This is a genomic window from Nonomuraea sp. C10, from assembly GCF_008017515.1.
Taxonomy (GTDB): Bacteria; Actinomycetota; Actinomycetes; order Streptosporangiales; family Streptosporangiaceae; genus Nonomuraea; species Nonomuraea ferruginea.
In genome coordinates, this window is the sequence record NZ_VPFF01000003.1 from 1,337,424 (window position 1) to 1,355,957 (window position 18,534).

An 18,534-nucleotide genomic window follows, 5' to 3' on the forward strand; every position below is an offset into this window, starting at 1 on the left:
GCCCGTCCGCCATGGTCCCGGCCCTGTCGGGGCCAAGCTGGCAGCCGCCCTACTCGCTGGCCGCCGGTCCTCACCCCTATCTGGTGATCTCCCTGGCCGTGGCCGCTCTGGTGCTCGGCGGGCTCGGTCTCTTCGGCGCCCTGGCCGTGCCGCCCGCGTCCTTCCCCGCGCGCCTGCCGGGCACGCTCGTGCTGCTCGGCTGCCTGGCCGCCGGGCTGCTCGCGTTCCTGCCCCCGTCGGGCTCCGGCGACCATCTCAACTACGCCGGCTACGGCCGCCTGGCCTCGCTCGGCATCGACCCCTACACCCACGGCGCCGACGACCTTCCCGGTGATCCCGTCACCGACGCCGTCGAGGCGCCGTGGCGCGAGGAGCCCTCGGTCTACGGCCCGGTGGCCACGGCCACGCACGCCGCCGCGAGCTGGCTGGCCGGCGACTCCGTCCGCCTGACGATCTTCCTGCTGGCCCTGGTCAACGTCGCGGTGTTCATCGCCACCGGCCTCCTGATCGACCGCTTCGCCCGTGGCGAGCCCGCCGCGCGGCTGCGGGGCGCGCTGCTGTGGACGGCCAACCCGCTGCTGCTCTACCAGCTCGTCGCCGGCATGCACGTGGACACCCTGGCCGTCGCCTGCATGGTCGCCGCCCTCCTGGCCCGGTCGCGGCCTGTCATCGGAGGCGCCCTGCTCGGGCTCGGGGTCGCCATCAAGCTCAACGCCGGCCTGGTCGCTCTCGGTCCCGCCTGGGAGCTGCGCAGAAACCCCCGCCGCCTGGCGCTGACGGCCGGGGTCGCCCTGGCGGTGGTGGCCGCCGGTTACGCCGCCTCCGGCCTCGACGCCCTGGCCCCGGTGGCCCGCACCAGCAAGTCCATCTCCAACGCCTCGTTCTGGAAGCTCGTCCAGGGCTGGCTCCAGTCGGTCGTCGGCATGGGCCACGCCTACCGCAGCGAGATCCAGGTGGGCTCCCTGCTCCTGCTCGCCCTCATCGCCTGGGCCCTCTTCCGCGCGATCCCCCGCCCCCTGCTCACGGCCTCCCCGGCGCCGGGGCGCGGGTGGTTCGCCGTCAAGGGCGAAGGGGGCCAGGCGGCCGTGGCCGTGGCGGCGGTGATGGTGGTCGCCTACCTGTTCGCCTCGCCGTACGTGCTGCCCTGGTACGACGGGCTCGCCTTCGGGGTGCTGGCGCTGGCCGCGGCGTCCGCCCTGGACCGGTTCGTGGTGGCCCACCTGCTGGTGCTGTCGCTGGCCTACCTGCCCGCGCGGGTCGCCGGGCAGCCGCCCGAGCTCGGGTGGCTCACGACCGTCGTGCGGAGTCAGGTCGTTCCGTGGCTGCTGCTGGCGCTGACGGCTGCCCTGCTGTGGTGGGCGTGGCGAGCTGCAGAGCGCGTACGCACGACGCCAGCGTCAGGGGCACCGCCACCGTGAGCGCCATGGCGGGGATGGCGATGCCCGAGTCGTTCATCAGGAAGCCGATGAAGGCGCAGGTCAGCGCGCCGATCAGGCCGGCGCTGAGTGCGGGCGCGTGCGCGTACGCCTGCCCGAGCGCCGACGCCCCCCAGCGTGACGGCCGCGCCAGCACCAGAAACAAGAACGCCAGCGCGACCAGCGAGAGCAGGGTGAGCGACCAGTTCCCCACGGTCACCCCGACCATCGCGCCGAACTTCCGGCTCACGACGGTCCACGCCTGGCCGTCGATGACCTGCTGCACGAACGTGCCGAGGTGCGTGCGCTGCCCGGCCGGGCGCGCCCAGTCGGCGACCGAGATGGCGCCGATGAGCACGGCCCCCACCAGGCCGACGACCAGGAGCTTCACGAACGACACCCGGCCGCCGGAGAGGAGGATGAGGAAGACCGACAGGCCCGCGACGAACGCCGGCACGCCGCCGAAGTCCGCCCCCCACGCGGGCGACCCGTCCGCGAAGACCGCCAGTCCGCCGTACAGCACGCAGACCGTCATCACCGCCGCCCGGGGCGCGCCCTTGCCGCGCAGCCATTGCGCGATGCCCGCGAGGCCGAGGATGGTGCCGGTGGCGTAGATGGCGAAGGCGATGTTGCTGAAGCCGTAGAACCGTCCGCCCGTCACGGGCTCGTACCCGGAGACGGCGTTGACCTGGAGGTGGGAGCCGGTCATGACGTCCGCCAGCATCGCCGCGGAGGTCACCAGCGCGACCACGGTGAGCGGGCCGAGCACGTGCGCGCGCCACGGACCGGCGAAGGCCAGGCCGGTGATCAGCCCGGCCATGGCGACGATCGTGACGATGAGCGCGGCCATCGGCGCGGGCAGGCTCCACCACGGCACGAGCTGCGCCAGGAACGTGGCGACGGCGATGCCGCCGCTCATCACGGAGACGACCTGCACGGTGACCAGCAACCGCGACGCCCCGGCCACGTCGATCCCCCCGGCGGCACCGGCCTCGGCGGCGGTGTCGCCGGCTCCGGCGGGACGCGCGTCGGGACGCGCGTCCGGCGGGGCGGCCGATCTGCGGCGGCGCAGCGCCAGGGCCGCGAAGGCGTAGAAGAGGAGCTGGACCGCGACGAAGACGGCGAAGAACGGGCCGCGGACCTCGCGCAGCACCTGGCTGGCCAGGTCGGCGTCCGCCAGCTCGGCGACCGTCTCCTGCGTGGCGGGGCCCGTCGCGCCACCCGGCTGCCAGGGGCGGCCCACGACCTGCCGCGGGGGTTCGAGGCCGGTCAGGTGGATGGCGGTGGCCGTCAGGTCCTGGATCGCGACCAGCGCGTCCTGCCTGGTCGAGGTGGCGGTCAGGTGTCCTGCGGGGTAGCGCTCGCCGGTGGCCATGGCCACGTGGAGGTGCGCGCCGGGGGAGACGTCCGAGATCCCGGCCACCAGGACGGTGGTGTCCTGCGGGAGGACGGCCAGGAACTCGCCGACGCGCCGGTCGGCCGCCGCCGCCGCTTCCTGCCGGACGTCCTGCGGCATGCCGGTGGGGACTCCGTACTCGTCCCGCGGCTGGGCGGCCCAGGCGGTGGCGAGGTCCGGGACGTCCATGACGATCAGCGCGTACGAGGCGAGGTCGCCGAGCCGGGCCGGGGCGTCGGCGTACGTCTCGACGCGGCCGGTCTCGTCGGCGGCGGCCAGGGCGGCGCCGGGGCCGACGGCGGCGACCTTCCCGCCGCCGTCGATGACGGTCTGGGCGAGGGTGCCGAGCCGGGCGTCGTAGCCGGTGCCGGCCTGGTGAGCCACCAGCTCCGCCCAGCCGGGCACGGTGACGGAGTGTCCGGGGGCCCCGGGATCGCCGGTGGGCGCCGGGGTCTCGGGGCAGCCTTCGCCGGGGGTGCCGGCGCGCTGACCCGCCGAGACCGTCAGCCAGCCGGCGACGGCGCAGGTGATGCCCCGGCCGGGGGGCGGGACGGCGCGGGTGGACAGGGAGGCGGTGCCGCCCTGCCCGGCGAGCTTCCACAGGTTGGGCGTACGCGTCTGGTCGATGTCGCTCCACTCGAGCCCCGGCACGCCGACGACCGCCACCCGTCCCTGGACGGCGGCGGAGGCCGGGACGGCGACCCCCATGACCGTGAGCAGCCCGACCACCACCAGCCGCAACAGGGAGCGGAACCTGTGCGGCATCGTGCTGAACCCCCTGAGTCGGCGCGCCCTTCGGTCAACCGCCACGGTAGCCTGCCACAGCGTGACGGGTGTCGAGACGCCGATGCGGCGGCGATGGTGGGCGTGGGCCCTGGCGGCGGTGGTCGTCGCCGCCGGGGTGTGGCCGCTGGTCGAGCACTGGCTGACCAACCCCGGCGACCAGCGTCTCGTCGATCTCGACGTCTACCGTACCGGCGGTCAGATGGTGCTCGACGGACGTCCGGTCTACGGGTTCTTCACGCCGGCGCCGCAGCTGCTGCCGTTCACCTACCCGCCGGTCGCGGCGCTGTTCGCGAGCGGGCTGGCGGCGATGTCGTGGGTGACCGCCCAGTGGGTGTGGACGGCGGGGATCTTCGCGGCGCTGGGCGTGGCGGTGGGGTTCGCGTTCAGGGAGTCGCTGGGGCGGCACGCGCCGTGGGTGTTCGCGTTCCTGATGGTGGCGTGCACGTTCCTGATGCCGATCCGCGACCAGGTGCGGTTCGGGCAGGTGGACATCCTGCTGGTGGCGCTCTGCCTGGCCGACTGCGTGGCGCGGCGGCCGTGGTGGCCGCGCGGGTTCCTGATCGGGCTGGCCACGGCGGTCAAGCTGACGCCCGGGGTGTTCCTCATCTACCTGCTGGTGACGCGGCAGTGGCGGACGCTGTTCATGGCCTCGCTGGTGACGGCGCTGCTGACGCTGCTGCCGTTCGCGGTGATCCCGCAGGACGCGGTGGACTTCTGGTTCGGCGCGCTGCTGGACTCCGAGCGGCTGGGCGCCAACGCCGCCACCACCAACCAGTCGATGCGCGGCATGCTCATCCGCCTCTACCTGCCCGACCTGCTGACGACCGTGATCTGGCTGGCGGCGGTCGCGGCGGTCGGCTGGTACGGGTTCCGCGGCGCGCGCGACGCGTACCGGCGCGGCGACACGCTGACGGCGGTGGCGCTGGTGGGGCTGATGGCGGTGCTGCTCTCGCCGGTGGCCTGGATCCACCATCTGGCCTGGGTGGTCGTGGTGCTGGGGGCCATCGTCGGCGACGGGCGCGACCCGGTGCGGCTGCGGGTGGCCGCCGGGGTGTGGCTGTACTACGTGGTGCCGGTTCCCTGGTGGGGCGTGGCGATCAAGGCGGCGGAGATCCCGGTGGTCAGCCCGGTGCTCGGCAAGATCTTGCAGAACGGCTTCGGCCTCGGCGCGATCTTCCTCGTCTGGCTGCTGGCGCACTGGCTGCCGGGGCGACGTGCCGAGGAGTCCCGAATGCCCCACCTAGCACGTCAACCTGCGGATACCCTGTAATCATGTCCAGAACCGCGTACCTCGGCCCTGAGGGCACCTTCACCGAAGAGGCCCTGACGCTCCTGGAGCCCGAAGCCGAGCGGCTGCCCTGCGCGACGGTCACCGCCGCGCTCAACGCCGTGCGCGCCGGCGAGGCCGACGCCGCGGTGGTCCCGCTGGAGAACTCGCTCGAGGGCGGCATCACGACGACGCTGGACGAGTTCGCCTGGGGCGAGCCGCTGCTGATCACCGCCGAGCTGCTGCTCCCGGTGCGGTTCTCGCTGCTGGCCCGGCCCGACACCGAGATCGTGCACGTCAAGCGGGTCTACACCCACCCGGCCGCGATCACGCAGTGCCGCGGGTTCCTCAACCGCGAGCTGGCCGACGCGGTCGTGGTGTCCGCCCCGTCGACGGCGGCGGCGGCCCAGGAGGTGTCGCTGCCCGGCTCGCCGTACGACGCCGCGATCGCCGCCCGCATCGCGGGCGAGCACTACGGCCTGGTCGAGCTGCGGAGCGACATCGGCGACCGGTCCGACACCGTGACGAGGTTCGTACGCGTGAGCAGGCCGGGCCCGCTGCCCGAGCCGACCGGCAGCGACCGCACCACCCTGGTCGTGTTCCTGGCAGACGACCACCCGGGCGCGCTGCTGGAGATGCTGACCGAGTTCTCGGTGCGCGGCGTCAACCTGAGCCGCATCGAGTCGCGGCCCACCGGCCAGGGCATCGGCCGCTACTTCTTCCACTTCGACTTCGAGGGCCACGTGGCCGACGCGCGGGTGGGCGAGGCCGTCGCGGGCCTCCACCGCATCTGCGGCGAGGTGCGCTTCCTGGGCAGCTATCCGCGCGCCGACGGGGTGGCTCCGCGGATCAAGCGCGGCACGGGCGACCCCGAGTTCGCCGGGGCGAAGGAGTGGCTCGCCAGGATCCGCGCCGGCCAGGTCTGATAATCGGGGAGCGGGTGCTCGCCGCGCGCCGGTAGCCTTTCCTTGTGATCGACCTGCGTACCCTTCGTGAGGACCCCGACCGGCTGCGGGCGTCGCAGCGTGCCCGCGGCGAGGACGACTCGGTCGTCGACTCGCTGCTCGACCTGGACGAGCGCCGCCGCTCCGCGCTGACCTCGTTCGAGTCCTCGCGCGCCGAGCAGAAGAGCCTCGGCAAGCAGGTCTCCAGGGCGCAGGGCGAGGAGAAGGCCGCGCTGCTCCAGCGGGCCAAGGACCTCGCCGCCCAGGTGCGGTCCGCCGAGGCGGAGGCGGAGAAGCTCGCCGCCGAGCTCGACGGGCTGCTCCAGACGGTGCCCAACATCGTCGAGGCCGACGCGCCCGCCGGCGGCGAGGACGACTACGTCGTGCTCGAGTCCCACGGCGAGCCGCGCACGTTCGACTTCGAGCCGAAGGACCACCTGGAGCTGGGCGAGCGGCTCGACGCGATCGACATGGAGCGCGGCGCCAAGGTGTCCGGCTCGCGGTTCTTCTTCCTCAAGGGCCAGGGCGCCCGGCTGCAGCTCGGCCTGCTCAACATGGCCATGCAGCAGGCCATCGAGACCGGCTTCGTGCCCATGATCACCCCGGTCCTGGTCAAGCCGGAGACCATGCAGGGCACCGGCTTCCACGTGGCGCACGACAAGGAGATCTACCGCCTGCCCGAGGACGACCTCTACCTGGTCGGCACCTCCGAGGTGTCGCTGGCCGGCTACCACGCGCAGGAGATCCTGCCCGCCGACCAGCTCCCGCTGCGCTACGCGGGCTGGTCGTCGTGCTTCCGCCGCGAGGCGGGCTCCTACGGCAAGGACACCCGGGGCATCATCAGGGTCCACCAGTTCGACAAGGTGGAGATGTTCTCCTTCGTCCGGCCAGAGGACGCGGCGGCCGAGCACCAGCGCCTGCTGGAGTACGAACGGCGGATGATGGCCAAGATCGAGGTGCCCTACCGCGTGATCGACACGGCGGCGGGCGACCTCGGCATGTCGGCGGCCCGCAAGTTCGACTGCGAGGCGTGGATCCCGACCCAGGGCCGCTACCGCGAGCTGACCTCGACCTCCAACTGCACGGAGTTCCAGGCCCGCCGGCTGGGCGTGCGCTTCCGCGACAAGGACGGCAGGCCGCAGTACGCCGCCACGCTCAACGGCACGCTGGCCACCACCCGGTGGATCGTCGCCATCCTGGAGAACCACCAGCAGGCCGACGGCTCCGTGGTGGTCCCCCAGGCGCTCCGCCCCTACGTGGGGCTCGACGTGCTGGAGCCGGTCAAGTAGCGGCGGGGGCGCAGCGCCAGCGCCCCGAGGAGACACACGAGCGGCGCGGCGACCACGGCGACGGCCAGCGCCGCGCCGTGGTCGATCCAGCCCGTGCTCCACGCCTTGAACGGTCCCGCCACGCAGAGCCCGACCGCCACGCCGAGCGCCAGCGCGTCCACCGCGCCCCGCGACCCGACGCCGCCGTCCGAGACCAGCGAGCAGGCCACGACGACCACGCAGATCAGCAGGGCCGCGCCCAGCGCCGCGAGGAGCGGGGGCAGCGGGCTCCAGTCCGTCATGACGTTCTGGTGCGGTCCGAACACTCGCTCGTACGGCAACGGCGCGATCAGCAGCGCCCCGAGGCCGCCCAGCACGACGACGAGCCAGGGGCGGGCGCGGCGCGCCCGCACCGACTGAACGGCCAGGCCGAGCAGGGTCGCCCAGGCGGCGGCCAGCCCGGCGACCAGCATCTCCGCGTCGTCGTCGGCGGGCCGGTCGAGCGGGATCGCGGCCGACTCCAGCAGACGGCCGTCGGCGCTGAAGCCGAACCGCCGCCACGTCCCGTCGACGCCGCGCACGGCGACGCCGTCCCGTCCGTTGGCGACGACCACGACGTGCCCGCCCGGCCGGTCCTGGACCACGAGCGTCCTGGAGACGATGGGGTCCTCGTCGGGCCGCCCGCCCACCAGCTCGCGTTCGAGCATGGTGACCCGGCCTGGAGGGATCTCCCACTCGGGCTCCCAGGTGCGGCCGCCGTCGCCGGAGCGCAGCACCTTCACGTGATGCCGGACGAGCCGGTAGCAGTGTTCGCGCAGGCAGGCGGCGCGCTGGCCGGGCTGATACTCGCGCTCCGGTCCCGCGTAGGCGTCGGAGGCGACGTACGTCTCCCAGGTCGCGCCGCCGTCGTGCGACGCGTACCGGGAGTCGAGCACGAGGACGCCGTCCCTGAGGTCGACGACCTCGGCGCCGGGCATGCCGGGGTGGCCCGCGGTGGCGGTCACGGCGAGGACGGCCAGGGGGACGGCGGTGAGCACCCGCCACCGCGCGGCCACCGCCCGCCGGCTGCGCTGCCGCACCCACCAGGCCAGGAGGAGCGCAGGAAGGGCCAGCAGGTCCCCAGGATCGGCCAGGACGCGCGAGGAGCCCGCCAGGGTGGTCCAGATCTGGGAGGCGGCCTCAGCGCCCGTCTCCGTCGTTTTCACGACCGTGAAGAGCGCACCGGTCAGGATGGTGGCCGCGAGATCGGCGCGGCGCAGCAGGAGGAGCGCCACCAGGGGCGGTGCGACGACGAGTCCGGCGAGGTCACTCAGCTTGGCCGTGACGAACCCGGGCCAGGCGTGCTTGAGGATGTGATCGTTGAGTAACAGGACGATCACGGAGGTCACTGTTACGGGGTGACATAACCAGGCGTACCTCATATATCGCTAGATGTGCGGAAAGGTGCCGGGGTTCGCCTGGCCTGTGAATCGAGTCACACCCGTGACAACGGCCGGTCAAGGCCATAACAAACGCGAAAGGCCGGGGTCCGCTGGAAGCGAACCCCGGCCTGTCTCGCTGCTACAGGTCAGATGGAGCGGACCTGGGAGGCCTGCGGCCCCTTCTGGCCCTGCGTGATCTCGAACTCGACCCGCTGGCCGTCTTCAAGGCTGCGGTAGCCGTTGCCGACGATCTCGGAGAAGTGCACGAACACGTCCGGCGCGCCGCCGTCCGGGGCGATGAAGCCGAAGCCCTTCTCGGCGTTGAACCACTTGACGGTTCCCTGAGCCATAAAAGCTCTCCCTCAGGATGTGAATCTATGGGACCCACACCTCGTGGATCCCGGTGTGTCGTACAGCAAGCACCCGGGGTGGCTCAGACAATGTCATGCTGGTTTTCACTACGGGATAGCTAATACAACGCCTCCACATCTAACACCATTCTGGCGCGTTGGTGTTCCCGTCGAACGAAGATTTCTGGCTGGGCGCATCAGCGGGCAAACTGGAACGTGTTATGCACAACCTACGCGCACCCCGCCTGGTGGCCACCGACCTGGACGGCACCGCCCTCCGTACGGACGGAACCGTGTCTCCCCGCACCGCCGCCGCCTTCGCCAGAGTCGAGGACGCAGGGGCCATGCTGGTGTTCGTCACCGGCCGCCCGCCTCGGTGGATGCACCCCGTGGCGGGGGCGGTGAGGCACCGCGGCCTCGCCGTCTGCGCCAACGGGGCGCTGATCTACGACATGCACACCGAACGGGTGGTGAAGTCTCACCTCATCGACCCGGAGGTGCTCGAAGAAGTCGTCTCTCAGCTTCGAGCGAACGTCCCCGATCTCTCGTTCTCGGTCGAGTACGAGGGAGGCCACGCGCACGAGTCGGACTTCCGCCTCGGCACCTGGGACGGCGCCACCACGGGCAGGGCCCGCCTGCGTGGCGAGTCGCTCACCTCGCGGGCCTGCGTCAAGCTGCTGGCCCTGCACCCCGAGCTGGGCCCTGACGAGCTGCACGCGACCGTGCACGAGCTGGTCGGGCACCTGGTGACCGCCACCCACTCCAGCGGCCGCGGGCTCATCGAGATGAGCGCGATCGGCGTCACCAAGGCCACGGCCCTGGCCACCCTCGCCGAGCGGCACGACATCGAGCAGTCGCAGGTCGTGGCGTTCGGCGACATGCCGAACGACCTGCCCATGCTGACGTGGGCAGGCACCTCCTACGCGGTCGCCAACGCGCACCCCGGCGTGCTGGCCGCGGTCGATCATGTGACCGCGGCCAACGACGAGGACGGCGTCGCGCTGGTGCTCGAGGAGCTCTACAGGTAGGGCCCCGAGCCGCCCGGCGGGCGCGGGTGCTCCTCGGGCCGTCCGCCGGGCAGCGCCCTGCGCATCTGCTCCAGCTGGGCGCGGGCCGCCATCTGCTGGGCGAACAGCGTCGTCTGGATGCCGTGGAACAGCCCTTCGAGCCAGCCCACCAGCTGGGCGTGCGCCACCCGCAGCTCGGCGTCGCTGGGCGCGGTGCCGGTGTCCTCGGTGAAGGGCAGCGACAGCCGTTCCAGCTCCTCCACCAGCTCGGGCGCCAGGCCGTCCTCCAGCTCCTTGATCGAAGACTGGTGGATGTCCTTCAGCCGCTTGCGGCTGGCCTCGTCGAGCGGGGCGGCCCGCACCTCTTCGAGGAGTTGCCGGATCATGCTGCCGATGCGCATCACCTTGGCCGGCTGCTCGACCAGGTTGGCCACCGAGCGCTCGTCTTCGCCGTTATCGTCCTGACCCTGGAAGTCGGGGCCCACCACCACGATGTGAGGCGAGTTGTTGTCCTCAGCATTCATAAGTCTCACCGTACTAGGAGGATCTTCCCAACGTGGTCGCCGGAATCCACCATACGGTGAGCCTCGGCCGCGTCGGACATCGGCAGCTCGGCGAACACCACCGGCCGCACCGCACCGGCGTCGATCAGCGGCCACACGTTCTCCACGACGCTCCGGACGATCGCGCCCTTCTCCTCGACCGGGCGGGCGCGCAGCGTGGTGCCGTGCACCGAGGCCCGCTTGGCCAGCAGCACGCCCAGGTCGAGCTCGGCCTTGCGGCCGCCCTGCATGCCGATGACCACCAGCCGCCCGCCGGTCTTGAGCGCCCGCAGGTTGCCGGCCAGGTATTTGGCGCCCATGATGTCGAGGATCACATCGGCCTTGACCTGCTCGGCGAAGTCCTCCTCGCGGTAGTTCACGTACGCGTCGGCGCCCAGCTCCTTGACCCGCTCGCCCTTGCCGGACGAGCCGACCGTGACCACGACGTTCGCCCCGAACGCCTTGGCGAGCTGCACCGCGAACGTGCCGATGCCGCTCGCGCCGCCGTGCACCAGCAAGGTCTCTCCCTTGCGCAGCCGGCCCAGCATGAACACGTTGGACCAGACCGTGCAGGCCACCTCGGGCAGCCCGGCGGCCTCCTCCAGCCGGACGCCCCGCGGCACCGGCATCACCTGCTGCCACGGCACGGCCACCCGCTCGGCGTAGCCGCCGCCGGCCAGCAGCGCGCACACCTCGTCGCCCGCCTTGAAGTGCTCGACGTCCGCGCCGACCGCCGCGACCACGCCGGACACCTCCAGCCCCGGATAGGGCGAGGCGCCCTGCGGGGGTCGGTAGTTGCCCTGGCGCTGGAGGACGTCCGCCCGGTTGACCGCCGAGGCGGCCACGTCGATGAGCACGTCACCGCGCCCGGGCTCCGGGTCGGGGACCTCCCGCCACTCCAGCACCTCTGGCCCGCCGCTGCGGGTGATCTCGATGGCTCGCATGCGCACCACGGTAACGGGGCAGAGAAGTTGAGGGTTGCCGGCCTTCCCCGGAGCGCTTGGCGTTAATCTGCAAGATATTTACCACCCCTTTAGACCCGCCCGAGGGGGAACACGGTGGCAAGACACGATCGAGAAGAAGCTCTCGAGGAACAGCTCGCCTGGCTGGACGCCATCAAGGAGTCCGAGGAGGCGCCGGTCAAGGTGAGCGCCAAGACCGGCCCGGGCGTCCCGGCCGACGAGACCGTCGTCGTCTCGCCCTACCCCCAGGACCCGTGGGCGTCGGTGCCGCAGCACGACACGCCGACCCCGCCGCTCTTCCGCGCCGCGGTCGACTCGGTGTACGGGTCGGAGGCGGTGCCCGCCACCGAGAGCGAGGCGGGGGAGTGGCTGGACAAGGCGAGCCCGCGCGACAAGACCGACACAAAGGCCGACACGGGGGACGATCCGCCCGCCGATGACAGCGCCGACACCAAACCGGCGATCGACGACGCGTTCCTGGCCCCGCTCAAGCCGCTGCCCCGGCCGGACGACACCGACAGCTACGCGCTGGCGTCCTTCCCCGAGCCGGAGAAGGTGGAGGAGAAGACCGAGGAGAACCTCTCCTGGCCCGTTCCACCGGCCTGGGCCAGCGAGACGCCCGCCCCGCCCGAGCCCGCCGCCGAGCCGGCGCGCGAGGAGGCGGCCCAGCACACCCCGGACGAAACGCTCCCGTCCCTCCCGTCGCTGCCGCCCCCGTCGCTCCCCGAGCCCACGCAGCATGCCTTCCCCGAGCCTCCGCAACGCACCTTCGACCAGCCGAGCCCGCCGTTCGCCGAGCCGTCCCAGCGCGCCTTCGACGAGCCCCGCGCCGGCCGGGAGGCCCGCACGTTCGACGAGCACCTCAGGTTCCAGGAGCCGCGCCCGGCGGAGGAGGCGCCCCCGAGAGCAGAGGAGCCGCCGAGGCAGCCCGAGCCGCGTCACCGCCCGGCCCCGGTGCCCGTCTTCAACGCCCCGCCGAGGCCCCCGGCGACCGGCAGGCCCACCGCCGAGAGCCTGGACCCCGACACGCTGCTGCGCGGCCGCCGCAACGCCCCCTCCAAGGGCTGGCGCCGGATCGTCTACAAGGCGTCCGGCGGCTGGATCAAGCCCGGCGAGCCGCCGGAGGTCAGGCGCCGCCGCGCGCTGATGGCCAGGGCGCGCACGCCCGTCGCCACCGGCCACCACCGCGTCGCCGTGCTCAGCCTGAAGGGCGGTGTCGGCAAGACCACGACCACGGTCGGCCTGGGCGCCACGCTGGCCCAGATCCGCGGCGACCGCGTGATCGCGGTCGACGCCAACCCCGACCGTGGAACGCTCTCCGACAAGCTGAAGCTGGAGACCTCGGCCACCGTCCGCGACCTGCTCAACGAGGCCGACCAGGTCAAGAGGTACGTCGACATCAGGGCCTTCACCTCTCAGGCGCCGTCGCGGCTGGAGGTGCTGGCCTCCGACCGCGACCCGTCGGTGTCGGAGGCGTTCAGCGGCGCCGACTACCAGGCCGTCTCGCAGGTGCTGGAGAACTTCTACTCGATCTGCATCACCGACTGCGGCACCGGCCTGCTGCACTCCGCGATGGGCGGGGTGCTCGGCCTCGCCGACCAGATCGTGCTGGTCAGCTCCGCGTCGGTCGACGGCGCGCGGGCGGCCTCGGCCACGCTCGACTGGCTGGAGGCCCACCACTACGAGAATCTCGTACGCGACGCGACCGTGGTGCTGTGCAGCGTCAGGCCGAGGTCGAAGTCGGCTGTCGACATCAACAAGCTGGAGGGCCACTTCGCCGCCCGGTGCCGGGCCGTCGTCCGCGTGCCGTACGACCCGCATCTGGAGGAGGGCGCGGAGATCGACCTGGACCGGTTGCAGGAGGCGACCAGGGACGCCTACCTGCAGCTCGCCGCCAGCATCGGAGACGGTTTCGCCGGCGCCGGCCGGTAGACGGCACGAAACCCGCTCACCGGCCGGTGAGCGGGTTTCGTCGGGAAGCGGAGGGTGTGGGATTCGAACCCACGAGGCCATCGCTGACCTGGCCGCTTTCAAGGCGGCTGCACTCGTCCACTATGCGAACCCTCCAGTGCGACACCACGATAGCGGCTGCGGTGACGCCGGTGTACGTTCAGGTGGTGGCGGATCTCAAGATCGAGGTGGCACGGGCGGAGCGTTCGGCCACCGTGCGCCTGCGGGGTGACCTGGACAAGCTGACGGCTCCCGATTTCAAGAAGCGGCTCGACGCCCTCGCCGCCGAAGGACCGCTCGACGTGGTGATCGACGCCTCCGGGCTGGAGTTCTGCGACTCCAGCGGCCTGTGGGCGCTGGTGGAGCACCAGCGCGCCGTCGGCGGGCGCGGCGGCACGCTCCGGCTCACCGGCGTGCACGGGGTCCTGCAGCGGGTGCTGGAGGTGACCGGGCTCAAGGCCGTCTTCGACGACGTGTTACCCGCGCAGCTGTGACAGCAGCCACTTGGGTCCCGCCGTCTCGGCCCCCAGCTCGGCGACGCGCTCCCTCAGCTCCCGGTCGGCGGTGACGACGAGCACCCGCTCCCACGGCTTGGCCCGGCGCACCACGTCCACGATCGCGTCGTCGCCGCTGCCGGCCGCCGCGACCACCTGGATCCCGGGAATGTCGGGCACCTCCCTGGCCGCGCCCTCGACCACCGCCACCATCCGCGGATACCACTGCGCCAGCACCGAATGCGACAGCCGCAGCCCCGACACCTCCTCCAGCAGCCGGGTGGCGGCCCCCAGCCGGTCGTTCCACCAGCCGCGCTCGGCCCGCGCGCCGACGATGTTGGCCACGTCGAGCACCAGGGTCTCCGGGCTGATCGCACCGCTGACCGTGCCCCACGTCTCGGCGAAGCCGGGGTGCAGCTCCCTGGCGGCCACCTCGCCCAGCGGCAGCCAGCGCAGCTCGTCGCTCTCGCCGTTCGCGCAGACCGCCGCCAGCCGCTCGGCCGACTCCGCGATCACCGTCTCGAACGCCCACCCGCCGTGGTCGTCGCGGTAGACCCCCTGCACCCGCAGCAGGTCGCCCGCCACCGCCGCCTCCTCGCGGGCCTCGCGCAGCGCGGACGCCACCGCGTCCTCGTGGCTGTCGCGCGCCCCGCCGGGCAGCCCCCACGTGCCGCCGTGGTGGCTCCACGCCGAACGCTTCTGCATCAGCACGTGAGGCACCCCGAGCTCGTCGTGGTGCACGGCGAGCAGCCCCGAGGCGCCGTGCAGCCCCCAGTGGCGGTGTCCTCGCCCGCACTCGGTCCAGCCGTCGCCGTCCTTGTCAGCCATGTCTCGATTCTCTCAGCCGCCGCCCTTGCTGAAATGCTGGTAGTCCTTGGTGCCCGACCAGTTGCCGCCCCACTGCCATCCCACCTGCGCGAACGCCCGCACCACCTTGTCGCCGGGGTTGATCACGCCCTTGCCCTTCATCGGCCGCTCGGTGTACTTCCGGGCGTTGGAGTGGGCCGTCCTGCCGTCGGCGGTCACGTACGGGTTCTCGCGCGGGTTGATGTCGATCGCCTCGCCGTAGGCGTGCTTGGACCAGCTGCTCGACCCCGTGGCCTGGCGGCAGTTGAAGGCCGAGGTGTTGTCGGCGTCGATGGAGTCGTAGTCGTCGCCCTTGTAGACGTCGATCAGCTCCATCCGCCTGATCGGCCAGCGCCAGTCGTACAGCTTCTCGAAGACCTGCACGATGTCGTCGGTGACGGTCTTGCGCACGACCAGCTCACCGGTGTGCGGCTTGTCGTCGAAGCCCCAGTAGGTCATCCTGATCAGGCGCAGGTCGCGGTAGTGGACCGGGCAGCCTTCACGCCACGAATACCGCAGCTGGTCGCGGGTCACCTGGCTCACCTCGGCGTCGAACGAGGGCGGCTCGGTGGCGGTGGGCGTCTTCGCGGTGGGCGTCGGCTCAGAGGGCGTCGCGGAGGTCGTCGGCGGCGCCGGTCTGGCCGACGCGACCGGGCTCTGCCCGCCGCACGCCACGGAGGCGAGCACCACGAGCGCCAGGGTGGCAGCACGCTTCATCCCGCCACGATACGACACGTTCCAGCAGGTCAGCCGGTACGACGCAGCTTGCCGCGCCGGGTCGTCAGCTCGTGCAACAGGTCGGCCGCGTACCAGACGAGGCCGAGGAACGACCCGCCGGCGAGCGCGCCGCCGATCCACAGGTCGTTCACGGTCGCGGCGGTGAGCGCGGTGCCCCTGGGCTGGTAGCCGACCACGAACGGGGCGGCGACGAGCCAGAGCCCGGTCAGGAACAGCAGCGCCAGCGCGGTCACGCCCAGCTTGGCCCTCATCGCTGGTCCTCCGACGCGACCAGGGTCGTGGATCCGTTCTGCCGCCGCTCGCGGTCTGTCGCGTCGAGGTCCTCGCGCAGGGCCTCGACCAGGGGCGCCAGCAGGGCGGCCAGCTCGGCGGACGAGGTCTGGGGGGCGGCGGGCTCCGGTTCCCGCTGGCGCTCGCGTACCGTCACCAGGCCCCGCGCGGCGAGCTCGGCGTGGATGGCGGCGGCGAAGGCGGCGGCGCCCGCGAGGCCGACGGCGGCGACGCCGAGGCCGGTGAAGAACTCCGTCGTGGTGGCGGAGTTCCAGGCCGCGCCCTCGGGCTGGGTGCCGAGCGCGAACGGCGCGACCATCAGCCAGAACCCGGCCATGGCCGCCAGCGCGGCCAGCACGGCGCCGACCAACTTGCGGATCACTGCGGGATCCCTCCTGTCACGAGATCTTTCGCGGGCGCCGGCGGCGCCGCCTGCGCGATGAGCGCGCGCGAGGTGGGGCGCAGCACCTCGCGCGCCACGGCCCTGGCGCGTTCCTTCTCGGTACGGTCGTCCGGCGGCGCCATCTTGGCCACGGCCGTGAGCAGCGCCGACGGCCGGCCGTTCACGCGCTCGACGCGCTGGGCGACGAGTTCGAGCAGCAGGCCGGCCAGCACCAGGTCGTCCCTGCTGGGCGGCGGGGCGGCGGGCGGGGGAGTGGCGCCGCCGCGCAGCGGCAGCTCCTTCAGGAAGACCACGGCGAGGAAGCCGAGCAGGGCGATCGGGACGCCCACCAGGAAGACGGTCTCCAGGCCGCGGGTGAACGCCTCCAGCACGAGGTGCTTGACCGGCTCGGGCAGCGCCTGGATCTCGTCGGGGCTGCCGAGCGACGGCCTGGCGCTCCCCGCGGGCATCTCGGCGTAGAGCCGGTTGGTCAGGATCGCGCCGAACCCGGCCACGCCGATGGCGCCGCCGAGCGAGCGGAAGAACGAGACGCCGGAGGTCGTGGAGGCCATGTCGCGGACCTCGGCGCCGTTCTGCGCGGCCAGGATCAGCATCTGCATGGTCAGGCCGAGCCCGGTGCCGAGCACCGCCATGTCGAGGCCGATGACCCACGGGCTGGAGTCGACGTGCAGCCGCGACAGCAGGAACAGCCCGATGGTCACGAGCAGCATGCCGACGACCGGGAAGATCTTCCACCGCCCGGTCCTCGTGACGGTCTTGCCGGAGATGACGCCGGACAGGAACAGCGTGATCACCATGGGCAGCGTCATCAGGCCCGAGTCCGTCGGGCTCATGCCCTGGACGACCTGCAGGTACTGCGGCAGGTAGATCATCGCGCCGAACATCGCCACGCCGACGAACAGCGATCCGAGGCTGGTCAGGATGAACGTGCGGTTGCTGAACAGCCGGGGCGGCAGGATCGGGTTGCCCGCGGTGCGCTCGGCGAGCACGGCGAGGCCCAGCGAGACGAGGCTGACGGCGGCCAGGACGTAGGTCCACGGCGAGTTCCACGCGAACTCGGTGCCGCCCAGGGTGAGCAGCAGCATCAGCGAGGTCGCGCTGGCCGTGATGGTGGTGGCGCCCCAGATGTCGATGCGGGTGTCGCGCTTGACGTGCGGCAGCTTGAGCACCTTCTGCACGACGACCGCGGCGACCACGGCGAGCGGCACGCCCACGTAGAAGCACCAGCGCCAGCCGAGCATCTCGGCGTCGACCAGGAACCCGCCGAGCAGCGGCCCGGCGACGGTGGAGACGCCGAAGACGGCGCCCATGTAGCCGGAGTAGCGGCCGCGCTCGCGGGGGGAGACGATGTCGCCCAGGATGACCTGGGCCAGCGCGCCCAGGCCGCCCGCGCCCACGCCCTGCAGGGCGCGCCCGGCGATGAGCTGGCCCATGTTCTGCGAGAGCCCCGCGGCGAGCGACGCGCCGACGAACACCGCCAGCGCCACCTGGAAGAGCCGCTTGCGGCCGAACACGTCGGACAGCTTGCCCCACAGCGGTGTGGACACCGTCATCGTCAGGATGGTCGCCGAGGCCACCCACGAGTACTGGTCCTGGCCGCCGAGCTCCCCCACGATCGTCGGCAGCGCCGTGCCCACCACGGACGTCGACAGCATCGAGGTGAGCATGGCGAGCATGAGCCCGGCCATGACCTCGAGGACCTCGCGGTGGGTGTACTGCTTCTGGGGGCTTGCGGCCGCCGCTTGGCCCGCCAAGTCACCACATCCCCTCGTATTCCGCATGGAAGTATACGCCTGTTTACTAGTGTTTCGGCAAGCCGATATATTCCCGGGCATGAGAGCTGAGGCCCGCCCCCGGGATCGTGCGGCCACCCGTCTGCGGCTGCTCGACGCCGCCAGGGCGCTGTTCGCCGAGTATGGGTACGAGCGCGTGACCGTACGCATGATCGCCTCGGCGGCGGACGCCAACATCGCTCTGGTGGGGCGTTACTTCGGGTCGAAGGCGGGCCTGTTCGGCGAGGTCCTGCGGGACGAGCCGACGATCCGGGTCGTCCTCGAAGGCGACCGGGCGGGGCTGCCGCGCCGGCTCGCGGAGTTCGCCGCCCGCCGCATGCACGCTGACCCGAAGAGCCGCATCCTGCGCGCCCTGGCCCACTCCGCCGACGACCCGGAGATCCAGGAGCTCGTACGGGAGCGCCTGCGGACGGCCATCATCACCCCGCTTGCGGAGTTCCTGGGCGACGACCCCGACGCGATGGCCAGGGCGCGCACCGCGGCGGCGCTCCTCACCGGCATCACCAGAGTCCGCCGCGCGCTCGGCCCGGAGCCGCCCACTCCGGCGGACGTGGACCGGCTGACCGCAATGTTCACCGTGTGTCTAGATATTTCAGGACATGAACCATAAGACCGAAATACGGCCTTTTTGAGGACGTGTCGTTGCCAGCGCCAGCCGATAACTTGACAGCACCCCCCACCA

The 18,534-nt window shown here is 72.2% G+C and carries 17 protein-coding genes, 1 tRNA gene and 1 pseudogene; 8 read left to right on the forward strand and 11 right to left on the reverse strand.

Going from position 1 to position 18,534, the window contains the following annotated elements; genetic code table 11:
* Window positions 1-11: 11 nt before the first annotated feature.
* A pseudogene (gene mptB, locus FR742_RS37920) lies at window positions 12-1,001 on the forward strand (polyprenol phosphomannose-dependent alpha 1,6 mannosyltransferase MptB); the annotation flags it as partial.
* Between the two features lie 286 nt (window positions 1,002-1,287).
* Here the strand turns inward: mptB and FR742_RS46185 are convergent.
* A complete protein-coding gene (locus tag FR742_RS46185; RefSeq protein WP_261809003.1) occupies window positions 1,288-3,576 on the reverse strand; it encodes a hypothetical protein in 2,289 nt (762 codons plus the stop codon).
* A 61-nt stretch (window positions 3,577-3,637) separates the two neighbouring features.
* On the opposite strand from FR742_RS46185, the gene FR742_RS37930 reads away from it, so the two are divergent.
* Genes FR742_RS37930 through serS form a run of 3 tightly spaced genes read left to right on the forward strand, consistent with a single transcriptional unit; the run spans window position 3,638 to window position 7,097 of the window.
* Window positions 3,638-4,867, forward strand: coding sequence for a glycosyltransferase 87 family protein (locus tag FR742_RS37930; RefSeq protein ID WP_261809004.1), 1,230 nt, complete (start codon window positions 3,638-3,640; stop codon window positions 4,865-4,867).
* A gap of 2 nt (window positions 4,868-4,869) precedes the next feature.
* The gene (pheA, locus tag FR742_RS37935) at window positions 4,870-5,790 is read left to right on the forward strand and encodes a prephenate dehydratase (RefSeq protein WP_396990643.1); all 921 of its coding nucleotides are present in this window, start codon (window positions 4,870-4,872) and stop codon (window positions 5,788-5,790) included.
* A 44-nt stretch (window positions 5,791-5,834) separates the two neighbouring features.
* Window positions 5,835-7,097, forward strand: coding sequence for a serine--tRNA ligase (serS, locus tag FR742_RS37940; RefSeq protein ID WP_148036070.1), 1,263 nt, complete (start codon window positions 5,835-5,837; stop codon window positions 7,095-7,097).
* Here serS and FR742_RS37945 read toward each other — a convergent pair.
* Both FR742_RS37945 and FR742_RS37950 read right to left on the reverse strand, forming a co-directional pair.
* A complete protein-coding gene (locus tag FR742_RS37945) occupies window positions 7,061-8,455 on the reverse strand; it encodes a glycoside hydrolase (RefSeq protein ID WP_148036071.1) in 1,395 nt (464 codons plus the stop codon). The two genes, serS and FR742_RS37945, sit on opposite strands and share 37 nt — an antisense overlap.
* 188 nt (window positions 8,456-8,643) lie before the next feature.
* A complete protein-coding gene (locus tag FR742_RS37950) occupies window positions 8,644-8,847 on the reverse strand; it encodes a cold-shock protein (protein ID WP_101787411.1) in 204 nt (67 codons plus the stop codon).
* A gap of 221 nt (window positions 8,848-9,068) precedes the next feature.
* On the opposite strand from FR742_RS37950, the gene FR742_RS37955 reads away from it, so the two are divergent.
* On the forward strand, window positions 9,069-9,875 hold the full coding sequence (locus tag FR742_RS37955; protein WP_148036072.1) for an HAD family hydrolase: 807 nt from the start codon (window positions 9,069-9,071) through the stop codon (window positions 9,873-9,875).
* On the opposite strand, the gene FR742_RS37960 is transcribed toward FR742_RS37955, so the two are convergent.
* A complete protein-coding gene (locus tag FR742_RS37960; protein ID WP_148036073.1) occupies window positions 9,866-10,378 on the reverse strand; it encodes a bacterial proteasome activator family protein in 513 nt (170 codons plus the stop codon). The two genes, FR742_RS37955 and FR742_RS37960, sit on opposite strands and share 10 nt — an antisense overlap.
* A gap of 5 nt (window positions 10,379-10,383) precedes the next feature.
* Window positions 10,384-11,340, reverse strand: coding sequence for an NAD(P)H-quinone oxidoreductase (locus tag FR742_RS37965; RefSeq protein ID WP_148036074.1), 957 nt, complete (start codon window positions 11,338-11,340; stop codon window positions 10,384-10,386).
* Window positions 11,341-11,454: 114 nt separating this feature from the next.
* Here FR742_RS37965 and FR742_RS37970 point away from each other — a divergent pair, with 114 nt between their 5' ends.
* Window positions 11,455-13,290 carry a MinD/ParA family protein gene (locus FR742_RS37970; RefSeq protein ID WP_261809005.1) on the forward strand — a complete coding sequence of 612 codons (1,836 nt, stop codon included), beginning with the start codon at window positions 11,455-11,457 and terminating at the stop codon, window positions 13,288-13,290.
* Between the two features lie 48 nt (window positions 13,291-13,338).
* On the opposite strand, the gene FR742_RS37975 is transcribed toward FR742_RS37970, so the two are convergent.
* A tRNA-Ser gene (locus FR742_RS37975) sits at window positions 13,339-13,425 on the reverse strand.
* Between FR742_RS37975 and FR742_RS37980 the strand changes: the two genes are divergently transcribed.
* Window positions 13,413-13,802 carry an STAS domain-containing protein gene (locus FR742_RS37980; RefSeq protein WP_148036075.1) on the forward strand — a complete coding sequence of 130 codons (390 nt, stop codon included), beginning with the start codon at window positions 13,413-13,415 and terminating at the stop codon, window positions 13,800-13,802. The two genes, FR742_RS37975 and FR742_RS37980, sit on opposite strands and share 13 nt — an antisense overlap.
* On the opposite strand, the gene FR742_RS37985 is transcribed toward FR742_RS37980, so the two are convergent.
* Genes FR742_RS37985 through FR742_RS38005 form a run of 5 tightly spaced genes read right to left on the reverse strand, consistent with a single transcriptional unit; the run spans window position 13,785 to window position 17,813 of the window.
* Entirely contained in the window at window positions 13,785-14,630 is an 846-nt protein-coding gene (locus tag FR742_RS37985) for an NUDIX domain-containing protein (protein ID WP_148036076.1), read from the reverse strand. The two genes, FR742_RS37980 and FR742_RS37985, sit on opposite strands and share 18 nt — an antisense overlap.
* A gap of 12 nt (window positions 14,631-14,642) precedes the next feature.
* Window positions 14,643-15,365 (reverse strand): M15 family metallopeptidase, encoded by a 723-nt coding sequence (locus tag FR742_RS37990; protein WP_148036077.1) that lies wholly within the window; start codon window positions 15,363-15,365, stop codon window positions 14,643-14,645.
* 29 nt (window positions 15,366-15,394) lie between these two features.
* Window positions 15,395-15,637: a hypothetical protein gene (locus FR742_RS37995; RefSeq protein WP_148036078.1), complete on the reverse strand. Its 243-nt coding sequence runs from the start codon at window positions 15,635-15,637 to the stop codon at window positions 15,395-15,397.
* The gene (locus FR742_RS38000) at window positions 15,634-16,038 is read right to left on the reverse strand and encodes a hypothetical protein (RefSeq protein ID WP_148036079.1); all 405 of its coding nucleotides are present in this window, start codon (window positions 16,036-16,038) and stop codon (window positions 15,634-15,636) included. Before FR742_RS38000 ends, FR742_RS37995 begins: the two co-directional genes overlap by 4 nt.
* A complete protein-coding gene (locus FR742_RS38005) occupies window positions 16,035-17,813 on the reverse strand; it encodes an MDR family MFS transporter (protein ID WP_315970661.1) in 1,779 nt (592 codons plus the stop codon). Before FR742_RS38005 ends, FR742_RS38000 begins: the two co-directional genes overlap by 4 nt.
* Before the next feature lie 79 nt (window positions 17,814-17,892).
* On the opposite strand from FR742_RS38005, the gene FR742_RS38010 reads away from it, so the two are divergent.
* Window positions 17,893-18,462 (forward strand): TetR/AcrR family transcriptional regulator, encoded by a 570-nt coding sequence (locus FR742_RS38010; protein ID WP_148036081.1) that lies wholly within the window; start codon window positions 17,893-17,895, stop codon window positions 18,460-18,462.
* The last annotated feature ends 72 nt before the right edge of the window (window positions 18,463-18,534 follow it).